The organism is Xanthomonas sp. WHRI 8393, from assembly GCF_040203315.1.
Classification (GTDB): Bacteria; Pseudomonadota; Gammaproteobacteria; order Xanthomonadales; family Xanthomonadaceae; genus Xanthomonas; species Xanthomonas arboricola.
In genome coordinates, this window is sequence record NZ_JBEGGL010000001.1 from 1,245,151 (window position 1) to 1,264,642 (window position 19,492).

16 protein-coding genes and 1 pseudogene are annotated in these 19,492 nt (G+C 65.2%); 7 read left to right on the forward strand and 10 right to left on the reverse strand.

The genetic code is table 11. The features are described from left to right. Window positions 1-28: 28 nt before the first annotated feature. Window positions 29-1,156 carry a mechanosensitive ion channel family protein gene (locus ABQ137_RS05400; RefSeq protein ID WP_349781415.1) on the forward strand — a complete coding sequence of 376 codons (1,128 nt, stop codon included), beginning with the start codon at window positions 29-31 and terminating at the stop codon, window positions 1,154-1,156. On the opposite strand, the gene ABQ137_RS05405 is transcribed toward ABQ137_RS05400, so the two are convergent. From ABQ137_RS05405 to typA, 3 genes are all read right to left on the reverse strand, one after another. After that, the gene (locus tag ABQ137_RS05405; RefSeq protein WP_349781534.1) at window positions 1,146-2,750 is read right to left on the reverse strand and encodes an amidase; all 1,605 of its coding nucleotides are present in this window, start codon (window positions 2,748-2,750) and stop codon (window positions 1,146-1,148) included. The genes ABQ137_RS05400 and ABQ137_RS05405 overlap by 11 nt on opposite strands. 105 nt (window positions 2,751-2,855) lie before the next feature. Beyond that, a complete protein-coding gene (locus ABQ137_RS05410; RefSeq protein ID WP_184380449.1) occupies window positions 2,856-3,275 on the reverse strand; it encodes a DUF2127 domain-containing protein in 420 nt (139 codons plus the stop codon). A gap of 70 nt (window positions 3,276-3,345) precedes the next feature. Further along, window positions 3,346-5,175 (reverse strand): translational GTPase TypA, encoded by a 1,830-nt coding sequence (gene typA / locus ABQ137_RS05415; RefSeq protein WP_016904579.1) that lies wholly within the window; start codon window positions 5,173-5,175, stop codon window positions 3,346-3,348. A 218-nt stretch (window positions 5,176-5,393) separates the two neighbouring features. Here typA and ABQ137_RS05420 point away from each other — a divergent pair, with 218 nt between their 5' ends. Together ABQ137_RS05420 and ABQ137_RS05425 are read left to right on the forward strand one after the other, a co-directional pair. Then, window positions 5,394-5,888: a peptidylprolyl isomerase gene (locus ABQ137_RS05420; RefSeq protein ID WP_016904578.1), complete on the forward strand. Its 495-nt coding sequence runs from the start codon at window positions 5,394-5,396 to the stop codon at window positions 5,886-5,888. Window positions 5,889-6,005: 117 nt separating this feature from the next. Next, the gene (locus ABQ137_RS05425; RefSeq protein WP_024938556.1) at window positions 6,006-6,992 is read left to right on the forward strand and encodes a malate dehydrogenase; all 987 of its coding nucleotides are present in this window, start codon (window positions 6,006-6,008) and stop codon (window positions 6,990-6,992) included. Window positions 6,993-7,072: 80 nt separating this feature from the next. On the opposite strand, the gene ABQ137_RS05430 is transcribed toward ABQ137_RS05425, so the two are convergent. The 5 genes and pseudogenes from ABQ137_RS05430 to ABQ137_RS05450 all read right to left on the reverse strand — a co-directional run bounded on the left by ABQ137_RS05430 (window position 7,073) and on the right by ABQ137_RS05450 (window position 13,656). Then, window positions 7,073-7,687, reverse strand: a complete 615-nt coding sequence (locus tag ABQ137_RS05430; RefSeq protein WP_349781417.1) for a glutathione S-transferase family protein — start codon at window positions 7,685-7,687, stop codon at window positions 7,073-7,075. Window positions 7,688-7,750: 63 nt separating this feature from the next. Continuing rightward, entirely contained in the window at window positions 7,751-8,212 is a 462-nt protein-coding gene (locus ABQ137_RS05435) for a cell wall hydrolase (protein WP_016905076.1), read from the reverse strand. 1,044 nt (window positions 8,213-9,256) lie between these two features. Beyond that, window positions 9,257-9,723: pseudogene (locus ABQ137_RS05440) on the reverse strand (MFS transporter); the annotation flags it as partial. A 325-nt stretch (window positions 9,724-10,048) separates the two neighbouring features. Next, window positions 10,049-12,088 carry an oxidoreductase gene (locus tag ABQ137_RS05445; protein ID WP_349781420.1) on the reverse strand — a complete coding sequence of 680 codons (2,040 nt, stop codon included), beginning with the start codon at window positions 12,086-12,088 and terminating at the stop codon, window positions 10,049-10,051. 545 nt (window positions 12,089-12,633) lie between these two features. Then, the gene (locus ABQ137_RS05450) at window positions 12,634-13,656 is read right to left on the reverse strand and encodes a zinc-binding alcohol dehydrogenase family protein (protein WP_349781422.1); all 1,023 of its coding nucleotides are present in this window, start codon (window positions 13,654-13,656) and stop codon (window positions 12,634-12,636) included. Between the two features lie 416 nt (window positions 13,657-14,072). Here ABQ137_RS05450 and ABQ137_RS05455 point away from each other — a divergent pair, with 416 nt between their 5' ends. The 3 genes from ABQ137_RS05455 (at window position 14,073) to ABQ137_RS05465 (ending at window position 16,748) form a co-directional block, all read left to right on the forward strand. Beyond that, window positions 14,073-15,170: an OmpA family protein gene (locus ABQ137_RS05455; RefSeq protein WP_024938552.1), complete on the forward strand. Its 1,098-nt coding sequence runs from the start codon at window positions 14,073-14,075 to the stop codon at window positions 15,168-15,170. A gap of 191 nt (window positions 15,171-15,361) precedes the next feature. Continuing rightward, entirely contained in the window at window positions 15,362-15,877 is a 516-nt protein-coding gene (locus ABQ137_RS05460) for a hypothetical protein (RefSeq protein ID WP_349781424.1), read from the forward strand. A 19-nt stretch (window positions 15,878-15,896) separates the two neighbouring features. Beyond that, window positions 15,897-16,748, forward strand: coding sequence for a pseudouridine synthase (locus ABQ137_RS05465; RefSeq protein ID WP_349781426.1), 852 nt, complete (start codon window positions 15,897-15,899; stop codon window positions 16,746-16,748). Here ABQ137_RS05465 and ABQ137_RS05470 read toward each other — a convergent pair. Then, a complete protein-coding gene (locus ABQ137_RS05470; protein ID WP_349781428.1) occupies window positions 16,702-17,091 on the reverse strand; it encodes an HNH endonuclease in 390 nt (129 codons plus the stop codon). The genes ABQ137_RS05465 and ABQ137_RS05470 overlap by 47 nt on opposite strands. Next, on the reverse strand, window positions 17,091-18,299 hold the full coding sequence (gene kbl, locus ABQ137_RS05475; RefSeq protein WP_024938548.1) for a glycine C-acetyltransferase: 1,209 nt from the start codon (window positions 18,297-18,299) through the stop codon (window positions 17,091-17,093). The genes ABQ137_RS05470 and kbl overlap by 1 nt, the downstream gene beginning before the upstream one ends. Window positions 18,300-18,388: 89 nt before the next feature. Between kbl and ABQ137_RS05480 the strand changes: the two genes are divergently transcribed. Continuing rightward, window positions 18,389-19,489 (forward strand): sulfate ABC transporter substrate-binding protein, encoded by a 1,101-nt coding sequence (locus ABQ137_RS05480; protein WP_184551501.1) that lies wholly within the window; start codon window positions 18,389-18,391, stop codon window positions 19,487-19,489. Window positions 19,490-19,492: the final 3 nt, after the last annotated feature.

A 19,492-nucleotide genomic window follows, 5' to 3' on the forward strand; every position in this document is an offset into this window, starting at 1 on the left:
TCCCTCTTTCCCCCACAGGAGGAACGGTTTGACTGCCGATTGGAACGTCATCCGCGAATACGCAATCCCGCTTGGTGCCGCGCTGCTGGCGGGCATCGTCACCTGGTCGCTGATGCTGTGGCTGTTTCGCCGCATGCAGGGCCGCGACTATCGCCGTGCACGCATCATTCGCGTGGTCACGCTGCCGGCTGCCTTCATCCTGCCGCTGCTGTTTCTGGGCGTGGCCACCGAAGCGACGCCGCTGTCCGGCAAAGGGCTGGCGGCGATACAGCATCTGCTGCACGTCGGCATCGTTGGCTGCGTGACCTGGCTGTTGGTGCGCGCGGTCGCCGCCGGCGAGATGGCGATCCTGCGCAGCAACCCGATCGAGGTGTCCGACAACCTCACCGCACGGCGTATCCAGACCCAGACACGCGTGCTGAGCCGGGTGGTGATGGGCGCGGTGATCCTGCTCGGCATCTCGGTGGTGTTGCTTGGTTTCGAGCAGGTGCGCCAGATCGGCAAGACGCTGCTGGCCTCGGCCGGCATCATCGGCCTGGTGGCTGGCATCGCGGCCAAGCCGGTGTTCGGCAACCTGATCGCCGGTCTGCAGATCGCCCTGACCCAGCCGATCCGGCTGGACGATGTGGTGATCGTGGAAGGCGAATGGGGCCGCATCGAGGAGATCGGCAGCTCGTATGTGGTGGTGCGGATCTGGGACGAGCGGCGGATGGTGGTGCCGTTGACCTGGTGGATCGAGCACCCGTTCCAGAACTGGACGCGCAGCAGCGCCGACCTGCTCGGTACCGCATTCCTGTGGCTGGATTACCGCACCCCGATCGCGGCGGTGCGCGCCGAGCTGGAGCGCATCTGCAAGAGCGAGCCGCTGTGGGATGGACGCGTGTGCGTGACCCAGGTAACCGAAACCAGCGAGAGCACGATCCAGGTACGCCTGCTGGTGAGCGCGCGCAATTCCGGCGATGCGTTCGATCTGCGCTGCATCAGCCGCGAGCGCATGATCGACTTCCTGACCCGCGAGCACCCGTACGCACTGCCCAGGATTCGCGCCGAAATCGCCGCGCAGGAAAAGCCACCCCTGCGCGCCGCCGCGCCCATCGCCCAGGAGAGCGTGCGCTCGCCCGGTGCCGAAGACGGTGAGCCTGCGACTACGGTATAGCTGCAGGCGCGGCCGCCGGTGCGCTGGGCGCAGTCGGCGCATAGCGGGGCGCAACATGCGCCTTGCTGCGTTGTTCGTAGGCGTAGGCCAGTTCGATCAGGCGCGGCTCGCTCCAGGCACTGCCCATGAACAATAGGCCCAGCGGCAGGCCCTGGGTCTGTCCCATCGGCACGCTCAGGCTGGGATAACCGGCCACCGCGGCCGCACCGTAGCCGGCTCCGGGAAAGGTATCGCCCTTGACCAGGTCGGTGACCCAGGCAGCGCCGGTGGTCGGCACGATCAGCGCGTCCAGGCGATTGGCCTGCAGCGCGGCGTCGATGCCGTCCGGCCCGGCCAGCCGTTTGGCAGTGGCGCGGGCCGTGAGATACGCGGCATCGTCCAGTCCGGCCGCGGCCTGCGCCTGCTCGAACAGCTCCTGCCCGAAGTAGGGCATCTCGCGCTGCGCGTGGCTGCGATTGAAGGCGATCACCTGCTCCAGGCTCGACACCGGCGCGGCGTGGCTGCGCAGATACGCGTTCAGGCCGGCCTTGAATTCGACCAACAAGACCGTTTGCTCGGCGGCGTCCCACTGGCCCTCGGTCGCCAGGCTGGTTTCGATCACGGTGGCGCCAGCGGCGCGCAGGGTCTGCACCGCGCGTTGCAGCGTGGCGGCAATCGCCGGATCTTCGCGCAAGGGATTGCGCAGCAGGCCCAGGCGGGCGCCGCGCAGGCCATCGGGCCTGAGATGCGCCAGATAGTCCGGTGTGGACGTCGGTGCAGTGCGCGCCGCCGGATCCTGCGGGTCGGGTGCGGCAATCGCCTGCAGCACCGCCGCCGCATCGGCGACGCTGCGCGTCATCGGGCCGGCGGTGTCCTGGGAGGCCGAGATCGGAATGATGCCGTCGCGGCTGACCAGGCCCACGGTCGGTTTGAGCCCGACCAGGCCGTTCACCGAGGCCGGGCAGGTGATGCTGCCGTCGGTTTCGGTGCCGATGCCGACCGTGGCCAGGCTGGCGGCGATCGCCGCGCCGGTGCCGGCACTGGAGCCGCAGGGATTGCGATCCAGCGCGTACGGATTGCGGGTCAGCCCGCCGCGTGCGCTCCAGCCGGAGCTGGACTTGGTGGAGCGGAAGTTGGCCCACTCGCTCAGGTTGGTCTTGCCCAGGATCACCGCGCCAGCGGCGCGCAGGCGCTGCACCAGAAACGCATCGCGGCCGGGCCTGAAATCGGCCAATGCCAGCGAGCCGGCGCTGTTGACCATCGGCAGCGCGTCGATGTTGTCCTTGAGCAGTACCGGAATGCCATGCAGAGGCCCGCGCACATGGCCAGCGTGGCGTTCGGCGTCCAATGCACGTGCGTCGGCTTCGGCCTGCGGGTTGAGTTCGATCACCGAATTGAGAGTGGGCCCGGCGCGATCGATGGTGGCGATACGCTGCAGGTACGCGCGGGTCAGATCCAGGCTGCTGGTCGTGCCGGACGCCATGCGTGCCTGCAGGCCGACGATGTCGGCGTCGATCAGATCGTCTTGCCTGGCAGTGGCTGCGTTGGCACCGGCCGGGGTCAGGCTTTCGGTATGCGCACAGCCGCACAGCGCAAGCAGCAGCGCGAAGGACAAGGTGGTGGATCGCATTGGCGGTGTTCCCCGGGGATTGTTCGCAGGCTAACGGCGCTGCGGCGGGGTGACAATGTGTATGACATGCCCGCAGACGGGCAGGGGGCCTCAGTGGCGCCGGCGTTTGATCAGATCGCGTGCCAGCACGCCGACCACGATCAGATTGATCGCCAGTACGCCCCAGGCGGTCCAGCCGGGATGGCGGACGATGGCGTAGATATCGAACGGCAGGTAGATGGCCGCCGACAGGCAGCCCAGCAGCGACGCCCAGGCCTTGGCACGCCACAGACCCCAGGCTTCCACCACATGCAACAGGCCATAGGCCAGCATTGCGGCAGCGGCCAGATGGACGGCGTCGGGACTGATGGTCTTGAGCAACGACGGCAGTGCGCCGTGGTCGGGATCCAGGTTGAAGCGGCGGATCAGCGTGCTGACCGCGTTCTGCAGCGGGAGCGGGCCCAGAATTTCCAGGCCCGTCGCCGCCAACAGCGCAAGCGTCCCCTTGACCGCCTCTAGCAAGGCGATCACATGCAGCCCCGGATGCGCACGCGGATCCGGGCTGTAGGGCGTGTTGCTCACGAAGATGGACGTCCCGTGTTTAGCCGGAACGGCCAGCGCGCTTGCGGTCGCTTTCGGTGAGGAACTTCTTGCGCAGGCGGATTTCCTTCGGGGTGACTTCCACCAGCTCGTCGTCCTCGATGAAGTCCAGTGCCTGCTCCAGCGTGTACTTGATCGCCGGGGTCAGCTTGATCGCATCGTCCTTGCCCGAAGCGCGCATGTTGGTCAGCGGCTTGGTCTTGATCGCGTTGACGGTCAGGTCGTTGTCCTTGGAGTGGATACCGACCAGTTGACCTTCATACACGTTGTCGCCTTCGGCAGCGAACAGACGGCCACGCTCTTCCAACGGCCCCAGTGCATAGGCCGGGGTGGCGCCCGCTGCGTTGGCAATCATCACGCCGTTCTGGCGCTTGGCGATCGCGCCCTGTTCCTTCGGACCGTAATGGTCAAACACGTGGAACAGCAGGCCCGAGCCCTGGGTCAGGGTGCGGAACTCGTTCTGGAAACCGATCAGGCCACGCGCCGGGATCATGTAATCCAGGCGCACGCGGCCCTTGCCGTCCGGCTCCATGTTCTTCAGCTGGCCCTTGCGGGTGCCCAGCTTTTCCATCACGCCGCCCTGGTGCTGTTCTTCGATGTCCACCACCAGCTGTTCGATCGGCTCCATCTGCTTGCCGTCGATTTCCTTGATGATGACCTCCGGGCGCGACACGGCCAGCTCGTAGCCTTCACGACGCATGTTCTCGATCAGCACCGACAGGTGCAGTTCGCCACGGCCGGAAACCAGGAACTTGTCGGCGTCGGAGCCTTCCTCGACCTTCAGTGCCACGTTGTGCACCTTCTCGCGGTCCAGACGGTCGCGCAGCTGGCGGCTGGTCAGGAACTTGCCGCCGGACAGGTCCTTGTTGCCGGCGAACGGCGAGTTGTTGACCTGGAAGGTCATCGAGATGGTGGGCTCGTCCACGGTCAGCGCGGGCAGCGCTTCCGGGGCGTCGAGCGCACACACGGTGTCGGAAATGGTCAGCTCGGCCACGCCGGAGATGGCGACGATGTCGCCGGCCTCGGCGGTGTCCTGCTCGATGCGCTCCAGGCCGAGGAAGCCCAGCACCTGCAGCACCTTGCCCTGGCGCTTCTTGCCTTCGCGGTCGATCACGCTGACCGGCATGTTCTTCTTCAGCACGCCGCGCTGGATGCGGCCGATGCCGATCACGCCGACGAAGTTGTTGTAGTCCAGCTGGCTGATGCGCATCTGGAACGGGCCGTCCGGATCCACGTCCGGTGCCGACACGTGCTGCATGATCGCTTCGTACAGCGGGGTCATGTCGCCATCGCGCACGCTCGAATCCAGGCTGGCGTAGCCGTTCAGGGCGGAGGTGTAGACGATCGGGAAGTCCAGCTGCTCGTCGGTTGCGCCAAGCTTGTCGAACAGGTCGAACACCTGGTCGATGACCCAGTCCGGGCGTGCGCCGGGACGGTCGATCTTGTTGACCACCACGATCGGCTTGAAGCCCATCGCGAACGCCTTCTGGGTCACGAAGCGGGTCTGCGGCATCGGGCCGTCCATCGCATCGACCAGGATCAGCACCGAGTCCACCATAGACAGCACGCGCTCGACTTCGCCACCGAAGTCGGCGTGTCCCGGGGTGTCGACGATGTTGATGCGGTTGCCGTTCCAGGTGATGGCCGTGTTCTTGGCCAGGATCGTGATGCCACGCTCCTTTTCCTGATCGTTGCTGTCCATCACGCGCTCAGCCAGCACGGTGCGTTCGGACAGGGTGCCGGACTGCTTCAGCAGGCAGTCGACGAGGGTGGTCTTGCCATGGTCAACGTGCGCGACGATGGCGATATTGCGGAGTTTTTCGATAGACATGCGGAAAGGGCCCCTGTCTGGCGCCAGTCTTGAGATGAGGTAAGCCCGACATTATAGCGGTTTCGTTGCCGCACCGTTGCGTTCGGCCGCCGAGCGGTCCAAAACGCCCATTCAGCTAGCCTGGACACCCCCGACGATGGTCCAACCTGCACGGCCGCCTGCACGCCCGGGTGTATTCTAATGGGCTGTCATACACCCTGAAACCTGCAAGGATTTCCATGTCCCTGATTGCCCATTTCGACACCACCCGCGGCCCGATCGTGGTCGAGCTGTTCGCCGACAAGGCCCCGCTGACCGTTGCCAACTTCGTCAACCTGGTCCAGCGCGGCTTCTACGATGGCCTGAGCTTCCACCGCGTCATCGCCGACTTCATGATCCAGGGCGGCTGCCCGGAAGGCTCCGGCCGCGGCGGCCCGGGCTACCGTTTCGAGGATGAAGCCAACAACGGCGTCGGCCACGAGCGCGGCGTGCTGTCCATGGCCAATGCCGGCCCCAACACCAACGGCAGCCAGTTCTTCATCACCCACACCGCCACCCCGTGGCTGGACGGCAAGCACACCGTGTTCGGCAAGGTCACCCAGGGCCTGGACGTGGTCGATGCCGTCGCCCAGGGCGATGTGATCAACAAGGTGACGATCGAAGGCGATACCGACGCCGTGCTGGCCGCCAAGGCCGACCGTGTCGCGGAGTGGAACAAGATCCTCGCCGCCTGATGTCTTTCCCCCGAACGGCCGCCCTGTGCGGCCGTTCGTCTGTCACTGCGCGCCGCCAGGCCCTGCGCCACGCCAGCGTGCACCTCCACCCATGTTTTTTAGCAGAGGAAACTCCCCATGAAAGCACCTGTTCGTGTTGCCGTGACCGGCGCTGCCGGCCAGATCGGCTATGCCCTGCTGTTCCGCATCGCCTCCGGCGAAATGCTGGGCAAGGATCAGCCGGTGATCCTGCAATTGCTGGAACTGTCCAATGAAAAGGCCCAGGCCGCGCTCAAGGGCGTGATCATGGAGCTGGAAGACTGCGCATTCCCGCTGCTGGCCGGCGTGGTCGGCACCGACGACGCCGAAGTGGCGTTCAAGGACATCGACGTCGCCCTGCTGGTCGGTGCGCGTCCGCGTGGCCCGGGCATGGAGCGCAAGGACCTGCTGCTGGAAAACGCCAAGATCTTCACCGCGCAGGGCGCGGCGTTGAACAAGGTCGCCAAGCGTGACGTGAAGGTGCTGGTGGTCGGCAACCCGGCCAACACCAATGCCTACATCGCGATGAAGTCGGCGCCGGATCTGAACCCGAAGAATTTCACCGCCATGCTGCGTCTGGACCACAACCGTGCGCTCAGCCAGCTGTCGCAGAAGCTCGGCAAGCCGGTGGGCGGCATCGAGAAGCTGGTGGTCTGGGGCAACCATAGCCCGACCATGTACCCGGACTACCGGTTCGCCACCGCCGATGGCGCGTCCATCGGCGATGCGATCAACGACCAGGAATGGAACGCGTCCACCTTCATCCCGACCGTGGGCAAGCGCGGCGCGGCGATCATCGAAGCGCGCGGCCTGTCCTCGGCTGCGTCGGCCGCCAATGCCGCCATCGATCACGTGCGCGACTGGGTGCTGGGCAGCAACGGCAAGTGGGTGACGATGGGCGTGCCGTCCGACGGCTCCTACGGCATCCCGGAAGGCGTGATCTTCGGCTTCCCGGTGACCACCGCCAACGGCGAGTACACCCTGGTCAAGGATCTGCCGATCGACGACTTCAGCCAGAAGTACATCGACAAGACCCTGGCCGAGCTGGAAGAAGAGCGCAGCGGCGTGTCGCATCTGCTGGGCTGAGTTTCTCGCCTTGCTGTTGTAACGAAAACGCCGGGCAATGCCCGGCGTTTTTTATGTGGCGCTTGTGCGATGCTCCCGGCTCAGGCCAGGCCTTCGGCCTGCAATGCGGCCTGCACATCGGCATCGTCCAGCATGCGCTGCATGAATGCATCTACCGCGCTCAGGCCACTGAGATCCACGCCCACCTTCTGCGCCCATCGCAGCGTCACGAACAGGTACGCATCGGCGCCGGTATGGGTGTCGCCTGCCAGCCAGTTGCGTCCCTGCAGATGCGCGTCGACACGTTCGTACAAGGTGCGCAGCTTGCTGCGTGCGTCGTCATGGCTGCGCGCGATCAGCGCGTCGTCCTGCAGATAGGCGGTGCTGCCGAAGATCGGCTTGAAGGCCGGATGCACATCCGCATTGGCGAAGGCGATCCAGCGATTGATCTCCGCACGGCTGCGCGCGGTGCCATCGCCGGACAGACCGGTGAGCGGCGCGATGTCGGCGATGTAGTTGAGGATGGCGGCGTTCTGGGTCAGTGCCCAGTCGTCGACGACCAACAGCGGCACAGCACCGGCCGGGTTGAGGCGCAGATATTCGGGGGACTTCATCGTGGCGGCGTCAACCACCTGCAGATCAAAGGGCAGCCCCGACCAGCGCAGCACGATGTGATCTGCCAGCGAACATGCGCCCGGCTTGGTGTACAGCTTCATGAGAATTTCCGCACAAGAACGAAGACGCAAGCTTAGCGGCAACGCGTGAGTGCGTGGGCAGCCTCAGGATGCGGTGCGCGGGCGCAGCTTCTGTACGCGATAGAACGTGTGGTCGCCGATGGTGGCCACCTGGTAGGCATTACGCCAGCTCGGGCTTGCGATCGCGCTTGCGGCAAAGTGACTGGCGCCCGGCACGATTTCCTTGCGTTGCCCCACCGGCAGCGCCCAGTTGCGCTCTGCAGCCAGTGCCACATCCAGCGCCTTGTTCCAGGCATCGTCGTTTTTCAGCTGCGTTCCCGGAGCCACGATGGTGGGCGCGAACTGCTTGCGTGCAGTGACCACCTGACACATCGAGTCGCCCCACAAGCCGCTGTCCAGCCGACGCAACGCAACTTCGGCGACGGCTTGCTGGCCGCGCAAGGTCTGATCACGCGCTTCCAGGTACACGGTAGTGCTCAAGCACAACGAATCTGCAGCCGGCTGCGGCAACAACTGCGACAGCCAAAGTATCCAAACCAGTTTCATATAACTCCTTGCTCCGTATGGGCCGATCCGCAGAGCATCCAAGGTGGATGCACCAGTACAGAGGGCTTGGCGTCATGGGGAGGCGACCTGCCACGGGTCGCCCGGTCTCCGGCGAAAGAAGATCTACCGGAGGTGCCCGCCAAATGCGGCGGGTCAAAAAGTTGGCGCAAGGTAGGCGTCGATCACAGAATCGCGGCTGAATAGGCAGGGTTGACGGGTGTGATTGCTTGCTGCGTCTGCGGCTTGGTTCGATGACACCAGCGCGACGCATCCGTCGTGTGCGTCGCATCGCGCTGGCGACAGCGGATGCCGCAACGGATCTCGATACGGTGCGCGTGCGCTGTTGCACCTGCGCAATGGCTCGAGACGTGCAACGCGTTACACTTAGGCTACGCATGCAATGCGATCTGCAGTCTGCGCTACACGTCATCGTCACTGAGGGATGTGCTTGCGTATCGCCGCTTTCTACTGCAGCGGGGATGCATCGAGATGCGAACGCGGGGCGCATAAAGGAGCTTTCAGTGCATGGTGCTTGATGTTGTCCAGATCATGCATCGAGCGCTCGCATGTGCATCGTAGAACGCGGTGTTGTAATCACTAGAGGAGGCGTCCGAGGTGCTCGATGCGCGTTGATGGTGGCGAGTGAACACCAAGCGCCACGACGGTATTGGCGCTCGCATCGCAGCACCAAGTCGTGCGTCAAGTTTGCATATCCATCGTGCACAAATGCGTCAGCGGAATTTTAGATGGCTTGTAGTGGCTGCACGACGATGTGCAGCCGAGATCGTCAAAATCATCGATCACGATTCCTTCGACGGTATCGGTGGCACAGCGGCGTTGGCCATGCGGCAATCGCAGCGCGCGCTTGCTAACGCTGTTGCTATTTGCAGTGCACATGTTCGAACGCATCAGGCGTGTTGAATCACACGCATCAAGTTCAACATGGTGCGAAACAATCTCATGCAGACATGCAGACATGCAGACATGCAGACATGCAGACATGCAGACATGCAGACATGCAGACGAGCAGACATGCAGACGAGCAGACGAGCCGGTACGCAACTGCGCCGGATACGGTGCCAATTTGGTGAGCGTCAGCAATGCCAGGGCCAGTGCTGCGATGACCGCCAAGGGCAGCAACTGATCGCGCCGCCACTTCAGCGCAGCTAGTGGCGATGCAGTCGTGGCAGCCGTATGCGCGTAAGGCTGCAATGCGTTGCGTAACCACCATGCCGACAGCACGGCAATACTGCTGACCAAAGCGACCACCATCAACGCAGTCGACGCGGCGGCAGGCGTGCCGCCTTCAGAACCAGGCTGATCGCGGCGCTGACCAAGAGCGCGGCCAGCCCGCTGCCGATCGGACGCAGCGCACTGACGCCGCGCGTGCCACGCCAGGACCAGTGGCCCAATCCCAGCAAGGTGTTCTGTGCGACGTCGCCGACTGCATAAGCGGCGCGGAAGGGCAGGCTGAGCAGCAATACGCTGATCAGGCGGACATCGGCGGGAAGTGGATGCGATGCAGCGATGTAGTCGGCGTCGTGGGCATGCCCGGTTTATCGCCGAGCTGCGACAGGAAAAAGAATGGACTGCGCTGCACCGATCAGCGGCGCTCACGGGGTTGGGCGCCAGGTCGATGGCAGCGTTAGCGCCTGCATCGATCCGGCGCATATGGATTCCGGCGCCGGCATCTCATGGGTGAACCGGTCATCGCTTCATCACCGCCGCCACCGGCGTTGACGTCGCGCCAGCCCCGCTCCATGACGCTCGCAAAGAGGTTGGAGCGGGTATCGCGCTCAGGCTGCTGTGACGTTCAGCGCATTGCGGCAACGCGTGTTACAACTTCGCCGCCAGTCGGCAGGCCTGATCGATCGCACGCTTGGCGTCCAGTTCGGCGGCGACATCCGCACCGCCGATCAGATGCGGTTGCTGCCCGTTGGCCTGCAGCGCGGCCAGCAGGTCGCGGCGCGGCTCCTGCCCGGCGCAGACCACCACCGTGCCGACATCGAGTACTTGTTCGGCGCCGTCCACGCGGATCCGCAGCCCGGCGTCGTTCACGCCCAGATATTCCACGCCGCCCAGCATCTTGACGCCCTTGGCCTTGAGTGTGGCGCGGTGGATCCAGCCGGTGGTCTTGCCCAGGCGCGCGCCGGGTCTGCCGGGGCTGCGCTGCAGCAGCCAGACCTGGCGGGCCGGGCGCTCGGGTTGCGGCCTGGCCAATGCCCCAGCCGTTTCGAAGCTGGGGTCCACGCCCCATTCGGCCATCCAGCGTGCAGGGTCCAGCGACGGCGATGGCCCCGTGTGCACGAGAAATTCGCCGACATCGAAGCCAATCCCGCCGGCCCCGATGATCGCGACCTTGTCGGCAGCGACATGGCGGCCCAGCACCACGTCGAGATAGCTCACGACCATCGGGTGATCGGCGCCGGGGAAATCCACCTTGCGCGGCTCGATGCCGGTGGCCAGCACGATCTCGTCGAAGTCTTTCAGGTCTGCCGCTTCTACATGGGTATTCAGGCGCAGCTGCACCCCGGTCGCGTCGATGCGGTGGCCGAAGTAGCGCAGCGTCTCGTTGAATTCTTCCTTGCCCGGGATGCGCCTGGCGACATTGAATTGCCCACCAATTGCATCGCCCGCATCGAACAAGGTGACGCGATGACCTCGCTCGGCGGCCACCGTCGCGCAAGCCAGACCGGCCGGGCCGGCACCGACCACCGCAATGCGCCTGGGGTTGGGGGTCGGTGGGTAGATCAGTTCGGTTTCGTGCGCTGCGCGCGGGTTGACCAGGCAGCTCGCCAGCTTGTTGTCGAACACATGATCCAGGCAGGCCTGATTGCAGGCGATGCAGGTATTGATGGCGTGCGACTGGCCGGTGCGTGCCTTGTTGGCCCACTGCGGGTCGGCCAGCAGCGGGCGCGCCAGCGACACCATGTCGGCGGCGCCGTCGGCCAGGATGCGCTCGGCCACTTCGGGCATGTTGATGCGGTTGGTCGCCACCACCGGAATACGCAGGTGCGGCTTGAGCTTGGCGGTCACACCGGCAAATGCGGCGCGCGGTACCGACGTGGCGATGGTCGGGATGCGTGCCTCGTGCCAGCCGATACCGGAATTGATGATGGTCGCGCCGGCCGCTTCGATCGCCTGCGCCTGCGTCAGGATGTCCTGCCACTGGTTGCCGCCTTCGACCAGGTCCACCAGCGACAGCCGGTAGATGATGATGAAGTCCGGCCCGCACGCCTCGCGGATGCGTCGCACGATCTCCACCGCAAAGCGCATGCGCTTGGTCGCATCGCCACCCCAGGCATCGCTGCGTTGGTTGGTGCGCGCGGCGGTGAATTCGTTGATCAGATAGCCTTCCGATCCCATTACCTCCACGCCGTCGTAGCCGGCGTCGCGCGCCAGTCGCGCCGCACGCGCGTAAGCGGCGATCTGACGATCCACCGCACGTGCCGATAGCGCGCGTGGGGTGAACGGGTTGATCGGCGCCTTGAGCCTGGATGGTGCCACCGACAGGGGGTGGTAGGCATAGCGCCCGGCATGCAGCAGCTGCAGGCAGATCTTCGCGCCGTGCGCATGCACCGCCCGGGTGACCTGACGATGCGGGCGCACCTCCCACGGCCACGACAGCTTGCCGCCGAACGGCTTGAGCCAGCCCACCACGTTCGGCGAAAAGCCGCCGGTGACGATCAAGCCGACCCCGCCGGCAGCGCGCTCGGCGAAATACGCGGCCAGTTTGGGGAAATCGCGCGCCCGGTCTTCCAGACCGGTGTGCATCGAGCCCATCAGGACGCGGTTACGCAGTTGCGTGAAGCCCAGATCGAGCGGTGCGAACAGGTGCGGGTAGGACGAGACGGATGGGCCGGTGGCGGGCGACATGGTGTGGATACGCTGGCGTACGGAGTGCGCACGATGCAGGCAAACGGGCCTGGCGGCAAGTCTTGACCCGCTCATACGGCGCAATCGGGAGTTTCGGGGGGGAGGGCGGTACGGTTGGCCTGCACATCGGGCCGTATCTCAGTGGAGGTGCCCATGTCTGCCAAGCGCAACCAATGGCGCGAAGAAGACGTCCCTGCTGGCCCGCTGGCTGGCTGAGGCTCGAGCCGCACTTGCCGACTTCTTGATCAGTGCTGTCAGCTGGGCGGCCGCGCTCCAGCGCTGCGCGGGTCGCGGGGGCGAGTCTCTGTCGAGCGGGGCCGCCCCGCCCGCGCCGCTGCCGCGGAACAGATCGCCTCGCATTACAGGAAACGCCTCTGCGATCGGGCCTGCGCCCCAGCAGCGAGGCGGACCGCACGATCAGGGTGCCCCTCCCGCCTTGCCGCTGGGTCACGTGCGCGCGCTGGGGCCGTGCTGCCTTCTTCCTCTGCGAGCCAACGGCCCGTGCCCGATGCGGCAGCCGGACTCAAGCGGTAACGGCGATCACCTCACCAACCCGCCAGTACCAGCTTGCCGATCGTGCTGCCGCTTTCCAGCCGTCGGTGCGCCTCGCGCAATTGCTGCGCATTGATCGGCGACAGCGTTTCAGTATGGGTGGTGCGCAGCTCGCCCGCATCGATCAAGCTGGCGGCACGGTTGAGGATGCGGTGTTGCTCGACCATATCCTCGGTTGCGTAGCGGGCACGGGTGAACATCAGCTCCCAGTGGATGCCGATGCATTTGGCTTTGTAGGGATCGCCGATCGACAGCGGGCCGCGCGGCTCCACGATCAAGCCCACATGCCCCTGCGGTGCCAGGATCTCGCCCAGTTGCTCCCAGTAGCGGTCGGTGTCGGCCAGGTTGAGTGCGGCGTCCACGCTCTGCATTCCCAAGGCCTGCAACTGCGGCTGCAGCGGCTGGTGATGGTCGATCACATGCTGGGCGCCCATCTGCCGCACCCATTCGATGGTTTCCGGTCGCGAGGCGGTGGCGATCACGCTGAAGCCGGCATGCCGCGCCAGCTGGATGGCGATCGAGCCCACGCCGCCCGCACCGCCGATGATCAGCACGTGCTTGCCGCGATTGCGCGCGCCGTCGAAAGAGAACGGCATGCGCTGGAACAGCAGCTCCCAGGCGGTCAACGTGGTCAGCGGCAGGGCCGCGGCCTGGGCAAAGCTGAGTGAGGTGGGCTTGCAGCCGGCGATGCGCGCATCGACCAATTGGTATTGCGCGTTGCTGCCCGGGCGGCCGATATCGCCCGCGTAATACACCTCGTCGCCGACCGCGAACGCGGTGACGTCGGGGCCTACCGCTTCGACGACGCCAGCCGCGTCGTAGCCCAGGATCTTCGGCGCATCCAGCGTCTGTGGCTTGGGTGCACGCACCTTGGTGTCGACCGGATTGACCGAGATCGCCTCGACGCGAACCAATAAGTCATACCCCGAAGGGCCCGACGGGGCCGGAAGTTCCATGTCAAGCAGTGCGGCGGGATCGTCGATCGGAAGATGACGGGTGATGACGACAGCTTTCATCGGGGCGCTCCATGTGGGGAGTTCAGGGTGCGTTGTGAAGCTGTCGCGCCGCAACCACTGACCCCACAATTCAGCTCGGACGGGGCCTGGCGTTCACCAATGTGGTTTTCGCATCACTGTGCAGCCCGCCGGCGCGGTAGATCCGCCAGCGTATTCAACTGGCTAAATTGGGCTGCGGTTCATGCAGGTCAGATGTGCAAACTGAGTGCGCGGTCCTTCCCTTCATGAAACTGTATACGTAGTATTGAAAGGGATCGCCGGCCCTGGTGATTGCTTTCACATGTTATATGACCGTTAACGCGATCTTCACTGAAGCCGGCTTAATCTGCGCCCCGATGGCTCTGGATGTGACGAGCATCTTTACCAAGAACAACGCCTCTATCGGTTTTATCTCCCAAAGAAGGAGCTGTATACACATGAACAAGAAAATTCTCACTGCCGCGTTGCTCGGCGGTCTGGCGGTTGCCCAGGCTGCTTCCGCGCAGGAGTTCGATGACCGTTGGTACCTGACCGGTAGCGCTGGCTTCAACTTCCAGGACAGCGATCGTCTGACCAATGATGCCCCGTTCGTCACCCTGGGTCTGGGCAAGTTCGTCAGCCCGAACTGGTCGATCGACGGCGAGCTGAACTATCAGAACCCGAACTTCGATGCCAACCAGGATCAGAACTGGAGCCAGTACGGCATCTCGTTCGACCTGCGTCGCCACTTCATCCAGGAAGGCCGCGGCTGGAACCCCTACCTGCTGTTCGGTCTGGGCTACCAGCGTTCGGAAGAAGAATTCGACGCGACCCCGAACCCGGTTTCGCCGGGCCAGCAGAAGGACGGCAACTTTGCCGCCAAGGCTGGTGTCGGTCTGCAGACCACCTTCGACAAGCGCGTCGCCGTGCGTGCCGAGTTGGCCTACCGCGCTGACTTCAACGACCAGAGCGTTGCTGCTCCGCAGGAAGACTGGTTCGGCGACGTGCTGGCTTCGGTCGGCGTCGTGATCCCGTTGGGACCGGCTCCGTCGACCGCTCCGCCGCCGGCTCCGGCTCCGGTTGCTCCGAGCTGCGCAGACCTGGATGACGACGGTGACGGCGTCAACAACTGCGACGACAAGTGCCCGGCTTCGCAGCCTGGCCAGACCATCGGTCCGGACGGTTGCCCGGTGCCTGTGTCGATCGATCTGAAGGGCGTGAACTTCGACTTCAACAAGTCGACCCTGCGTCCGGACGCCGTCTCGATCCTGAGCGAAGCGACCGAGATCCTGAAGCGTTACCCCGACCTGAAGGTTGAGGTTGCTGGTCACACCGACTCGAAGGGTACCGACGAGTACAACCAGAAGCTGTCCGAGCGTCGTGCGACCACCGTGTACGACTACCTGACCAAGAACGGCGTCGATGCGTCGCGTCTGGTTGGTCCGATCGGCTACGGCGAGAGCCGTCCGATTGCTCCGAACACCAACCCGGATGGTTCCGACAATCCGGAAGGCCGTGCGAAGAACCGTCGTACCGAGCTGAACGTCCAGAACTAATTGGACCGCTAGCTGTTGCATACAAAACCCGGCCTTGCGCCGGGTTTTGTCTTTGTGGGGACCGCAAAACCTGCGCCTGGACGGTGCGAATCCTGTCTGCGTTGCCATCCAGGCACGTTTCCGGTTGAAACGGCGTTCATCGCTGCCTACACTCGCCGCGTCAACACCACACTCATAATTGGAAGAACCCGATGCTGCGTACCGCTACGGCTGGATTGCTCTGTCTCGCCTTGATTCCCGCCGCCTACGCCGCTCCGAACTGCGCCGGCAGCACGGTGTCCCAGCCGCTGCCGTTGCCCGCCACCGTCATTGCGCCGGCGGCCGCCGAGTTCTACACCCGTAGCGTGCAGCTGGGCATGCCCACCGGCGTGCTGGCACAGCCTTACACCACCGAGCAGTCGGTGGACCGCGTGCTGCTGCGTCTGCGCGTGGAAGGCTGCCAGGATCTGGCCAAGGTCATTCCGCCTGGCGGCACCGTCAATCCGAACGATCCGGCCGCCTACAAGGCCACCACCGCGTTCGACAACACGCCGTGGCGCTTTGACATGAGCCAGAACGGCAAGCGCATGACCGCCGAAGAATTCGATGCCTGGATGAAGGCGCGCGGTGTGCGCGTGGTCAAGGCACGCCCGGTGGCTGCGCCGGCTCCGGCTGCTGCCGCAACCGCAACGCCTGCGGCCGACGCCAAGTCGGTCGAAAGCAAGTAAGCAACGCGGTCGGGACGGCATGACCCGGCGGCCTGCGCCGGCGACGTCCCGGCAGCGCACGCGTGGTTCGGCGGGCGCGTCGCGCGCCTCCGGTACGACCGCGGCGACCAGCGCGCCACGCCACGGGCTGGCGCGCGTGCTGTCCAAACTGGGCGTGTGTTCGCGTACCGAAGCGGCGCGCTGGATCGCCGATGGGCGGGTCAGCGTGGCCGCGCGCGTAATACGCGATCCCGAATATCCGATCCGCGCCGATCAGCACTCCACCATCCGTGTCGACGCACAGCCATTGGCCGGCCCGGCGCGTTGCTATCTGATGCTCAACAAGCCGCGTGGCGTGGTCACCACCGCGCGCGACGAGCAGGGCAGGGACACGGTGTATCGCTGCTTTGATGGTGCCGGCTTGCCGTGGATCGCCCCGGTCGGGCGCCTGGACAAGGCCAGCGAAGGCCTGCTGCTCTTCAGCAACGATCCGCAATGGGCCGCCACGGTGACCGACCCGATGACCGGGCCGGACAAGACCTATCACGTGCAGATCGATTGCCGCCCGAGCGCTGCGCAACTGGCGCAGCTGCAGGCCGGTGTGGTCGATCCCGATCCGGACGGCGAGGGCGTACTGCTGCGCGCCAAGCGGGTCGGCGTGCTGCGCGAAGGCGAGCGCAATGCGTGGCTGGAGATCGTGCTGGACGAAGGCCGCAATCGGCAGATCCGCCGCTTGTTGGCTGCGGTGGAGATCGGCGTGCTGCGGTTGGTGCGGGTGGCGATCGGCTCGCTGGCGATGGGCGAGCTGGGCAAGGGTGCGTGGCGGATGCTCAGCCCAGCGGAAGTCAGTGCGCTGACGGCGGCTCCCGCCAGCGCGCCAGACGCGCGCTGAGCAAGGCGCTCACCACCTCGACGGCGCGGGCGTCGCCGGCACCGTTGGCATCGTGGCGTCGGCCCTTGGCGTGATTGCAGCCGGCACAGGCCAGGGCGAGATTGCGCGCTGCATTGGCATCGTTGCCGACCAGCGCACACAGGGCCGCCGCCGCGCGACGGCCGAACCAGGCCTGCGGGACCACGTGTTCCAGCGTGGTGTGCCCGAGCGGTTCGCCATCGGCGCGCAGTTGCAGGCGCCGACGGCAATGCAGGCAGCGGGTTTCCCAGTTGCTATCCAACAGCTGCGCCTGGGTATCGGTCTGCGCCGCGAGCAGCAGCCGTTGGCGCAGCACCGAGCGCATCAGTGCTGGATGACGTCCAGTTCGCGGCCGATCTTGATGAACGCGTCGATCGCCTGATCCAGCTGCTCGCGGGTGTGCGCGGCGCTGATCTGGGTGCGGATACGCGCCTGGCCCTTGGGCACCACCGGGAAGAAGAAGCCGATCGCGTAGATGCCTTCTTCCAGCAGCCGCTCGGCGAATTTTTGCGCCAGCGGCGCGTCGTAGAGCATTACCGGGCTGATCGGGTGCACGCCGGGCTTGAGGTCGAAGCCGGCAGCGGTCATGCGCTCGCGGAAGTAGCGGGTGTTGTCGACCAGTTGCGTGCGCAGCTCGCCGGCGGCTTCCAGCATCTGGAAGGCCTTGATGCCGGCGGCCACCACATGCGGCGGCAGCGAGTTGGAAAACAGGTAGGGGCGCGAGCGCTGGCGCAGCAGTTCGATGACTTCGCGCTTGGCGGTGGTGAAGCCGCCCAGGGCACCGCCCATCGCCTTGCCCAGCGTGCCGGTGATGATGTCGATCCGGTCCAGCACGCCCTTGACCTCGGCCGAGCCGCGGCCGCTGGCGCCGAGAAAGCCGGTGGCATGGCATTCGTCGATATGCACCAGCGCGTTGTATTTGCGGGCGAGGGCGGTGATCTCGTCCAGCGGGGCGATGAAGCCGTCCATCGAGAACACGCCGTCGCTGGTGATCAGCTTGGTCTTGCAGCCGGCCGCATCGGCGGCCTGCAGCTGCGCTTCCAGATCGGCCATGTCGCAGTTGGCGTAGCGGAAGCGCTTGGCCTTGCACAGGCGCACGCCGTCGATGATGGAGGCGTGGTTGAGCGCATCGGAAATGATCGCGTCCGCTTCGCCGAGCAGCGGTTCGAACAGGCCGCCGTTGGCATCGAAACAGGCCGCGTAGAGGATGGTGTCCTCGGTGCCGAAGAAATCGGCGATGGTGCGCTCGAGCTGCTTGTGCAGGTCCTGGGTGCCACAGATGAAGCGCACCGAGGCCATGCCGAAGCCGTGCGTATCCAGCGCGTCCTTGGCGGCCTGGATGATGTCCGGGTGGTCGGCCAGGCCCAGATAGTTGTTGGCGCAGAAGTTGAGCACGCTGCGGCCATCGGCCAGGGTGATCCGCGCCGACTGCGGGCCGGTGATGATGCGCTCGGACTTGAACAGGCCCTGGGACTGGATGGTTTCCAGTTCGGCGGCGTAATGGGCAGTCAGCGCAGCGGGAGCGTTGGTCATGGCGGTCGCAGTGGCAAGAGACGCATGATTTTAACGATCACGGTGGCATACCACTACGTCATGCAAAATCGACATAAGGTGCGGCCTTGATGTCATTTCACCGCCTGCGTGCCGCTGCGCAGCATGGCATGCTTGCTGTTCAGCTGCGCCCCAACGGTTTGGAGATTGCTGTGACCCACCCCCGCTTCCGTCTTGTATCGACCGTGTTGTGCAGCCTGCTGGTCCTGGCCGGCCCGGCAGGCGCGCGCGATATCGGCCTGCTCAATGTCAGTTACGACCCCACCCGCGAGTTCTATCGCGACTACAACAGCGCCTTCGCCGCGAACTGGAAGCAGCAGCATCCGCAGGACACCGTCACGGTGGAGACCTCGCATGGCGGCTCCGGCAAACAGGCACGTGCGGTGATCGACGGCATCGAAGCCGATGTGGTCACTTTGGCGCTGGCCTACGACGTCGATGCGATCGCCGAGAAGGCCAAGCTGATCGACAGCGACTGGGAAGAGCGCCTGCCCGACAACAGCGCGCCGTACACCTCGACCATCGTATTCCTGGTGCGCAAGGGCAACCCGAAGAACATCCACGATTGGCCGGACCTGCTGCGCTCCGGCGTGGCGGTGGTGACGCCCAACCCCAAGACCTCCGGTGGCGCGCGCTGGAATTACCTGGCCGCCTGGGCCTACGCCGACCATATCTTCAAGGGCGACCGCGAGCGCATCTTGCGCTACATGCAGGCGCTGTTCCGCAACGTGCCGGTGCTCGATACCGGTGCGCGCGGCGCCACCACCACGTTCGTGCAGCGTGGCATCGGGGATGTGCTGCTGGCCTGGGAAAACGAGGCGCTGCTGGCGCGCGAAGAGCTGGGCAAGGACAAGTTCGAGATCGTGGTGCCCAAGCTGTCGATCCTGGCCGAGCCGTCGGTGGCGCTGGTCGACAAGAATGTCGACAAGCACGGCACCCGCGAGGTGGCCGAGGCCTATCTGCGTTACCTGTATGCGCCGGAAGGTCAGAAGTTGGCGGCCAAGCATTTCTATCGGCCGCGCCATCCGGAATTTGCCGACCCTGCCGACCTGGCACGGTTCCCGGACATCAAGCTGGTGACCATCCAGGACGCGTTCGGATCGTGGGACAAGGCGCAGCAGGAACACTTCGCCGACGGTGGCGTGTTCGATCAGATCCAGGCAAAAAAGTAGGCG

Coding starts and splice junctions, on each gene's coding strand:
- typA (WP_016904579.1), bottom strand. CDS start 5,175: ATGTCTATCGAAAAACTCCGCAATATCGCCATCGTCGCGCACGTTGAC.
- ABQ137_RS05420 (WP_016904578.1), top strand. CDS start 5,394: ATGTCCCTGATTGCCCATTTCGACACCACCCGCGGCCCGATCGTGGTC.
- ABQ137_RS05425 (WP_024938556.1), top strand. CDS start 6,006: ATGAAAGCACCTGTTCGTGTTGCCGTGACCGGCGCTGCCGGCCAGATC.
- ABQ137_RS05430 (WP_349781417.1), bottom strand. CDS start 7,687: ATGAAGCTGTACACCAAGCCGGGCGCATGTTCGCTGGCAGATCACATC.
- ABQ137_RS05435 (WP_016905076.1), bottom strand. CDS start 8,212: ATGAAACTGGTTTGGATACTTTGGCTGTCGCAGTTGTTGCCGCAGCCG.
- ABQ137_RS05445 (WP_349781420.1), bottom strand. CDS start 12,088: ATGTCGCCCGCCACCGGCCCATCCGTCTCGTCCTACCCGCACCTGTTC.
- ABQ137_RS05450 (WP_349781422.1), bottom strand. CDS start 13,656: ATGAAAGCTGTCGTCATCACCCGTCATCTTCCGATCGACGATCCCGCC.
- ABQ137_RS05455 (WP_024938552.1), top strand. CDS start 14,073: ATGAACAAGAAAATTCTCACTGCCGCGTTGCTCGGCGGTCTGGCGGTT.
- ABQ137_RS05460 (WP_349781424.1), top strand. CDS start 15,362: ATGCTGCGTACCGCTACGGCTGGATTGCTCTGTCTCGCCTTGATTCCC.
- ABQ137_RS05465 (WP_349781426.1), top strand. CDS start 15,897: ATGACCCGGCGGCCTGCGCCGGCGACGTCCCGGCAGCGCACGCGTGGT.
- ABQ137_RS05470 (WP_349781428.1), bottom strand. CDS start 17,091: ATGCGCTCGGTGCTGCGCCAACGGCTGCTGCTCGCGGCGCAGACCGAT.
- kbl (WP_024938548.1), bottom strand. CDS start 18,299: ATGACCAACGCTCCCGCTGCGCTGACTGCCCATTACGCCGCCGAACTG.
- ABQ137_RS05480 (WP_184551501.1), top strand. CDS start 18,389: ATGTCATTTCACCGCCTGCGTGCCGCTGCGCAGCATGGCATGCTTGCT.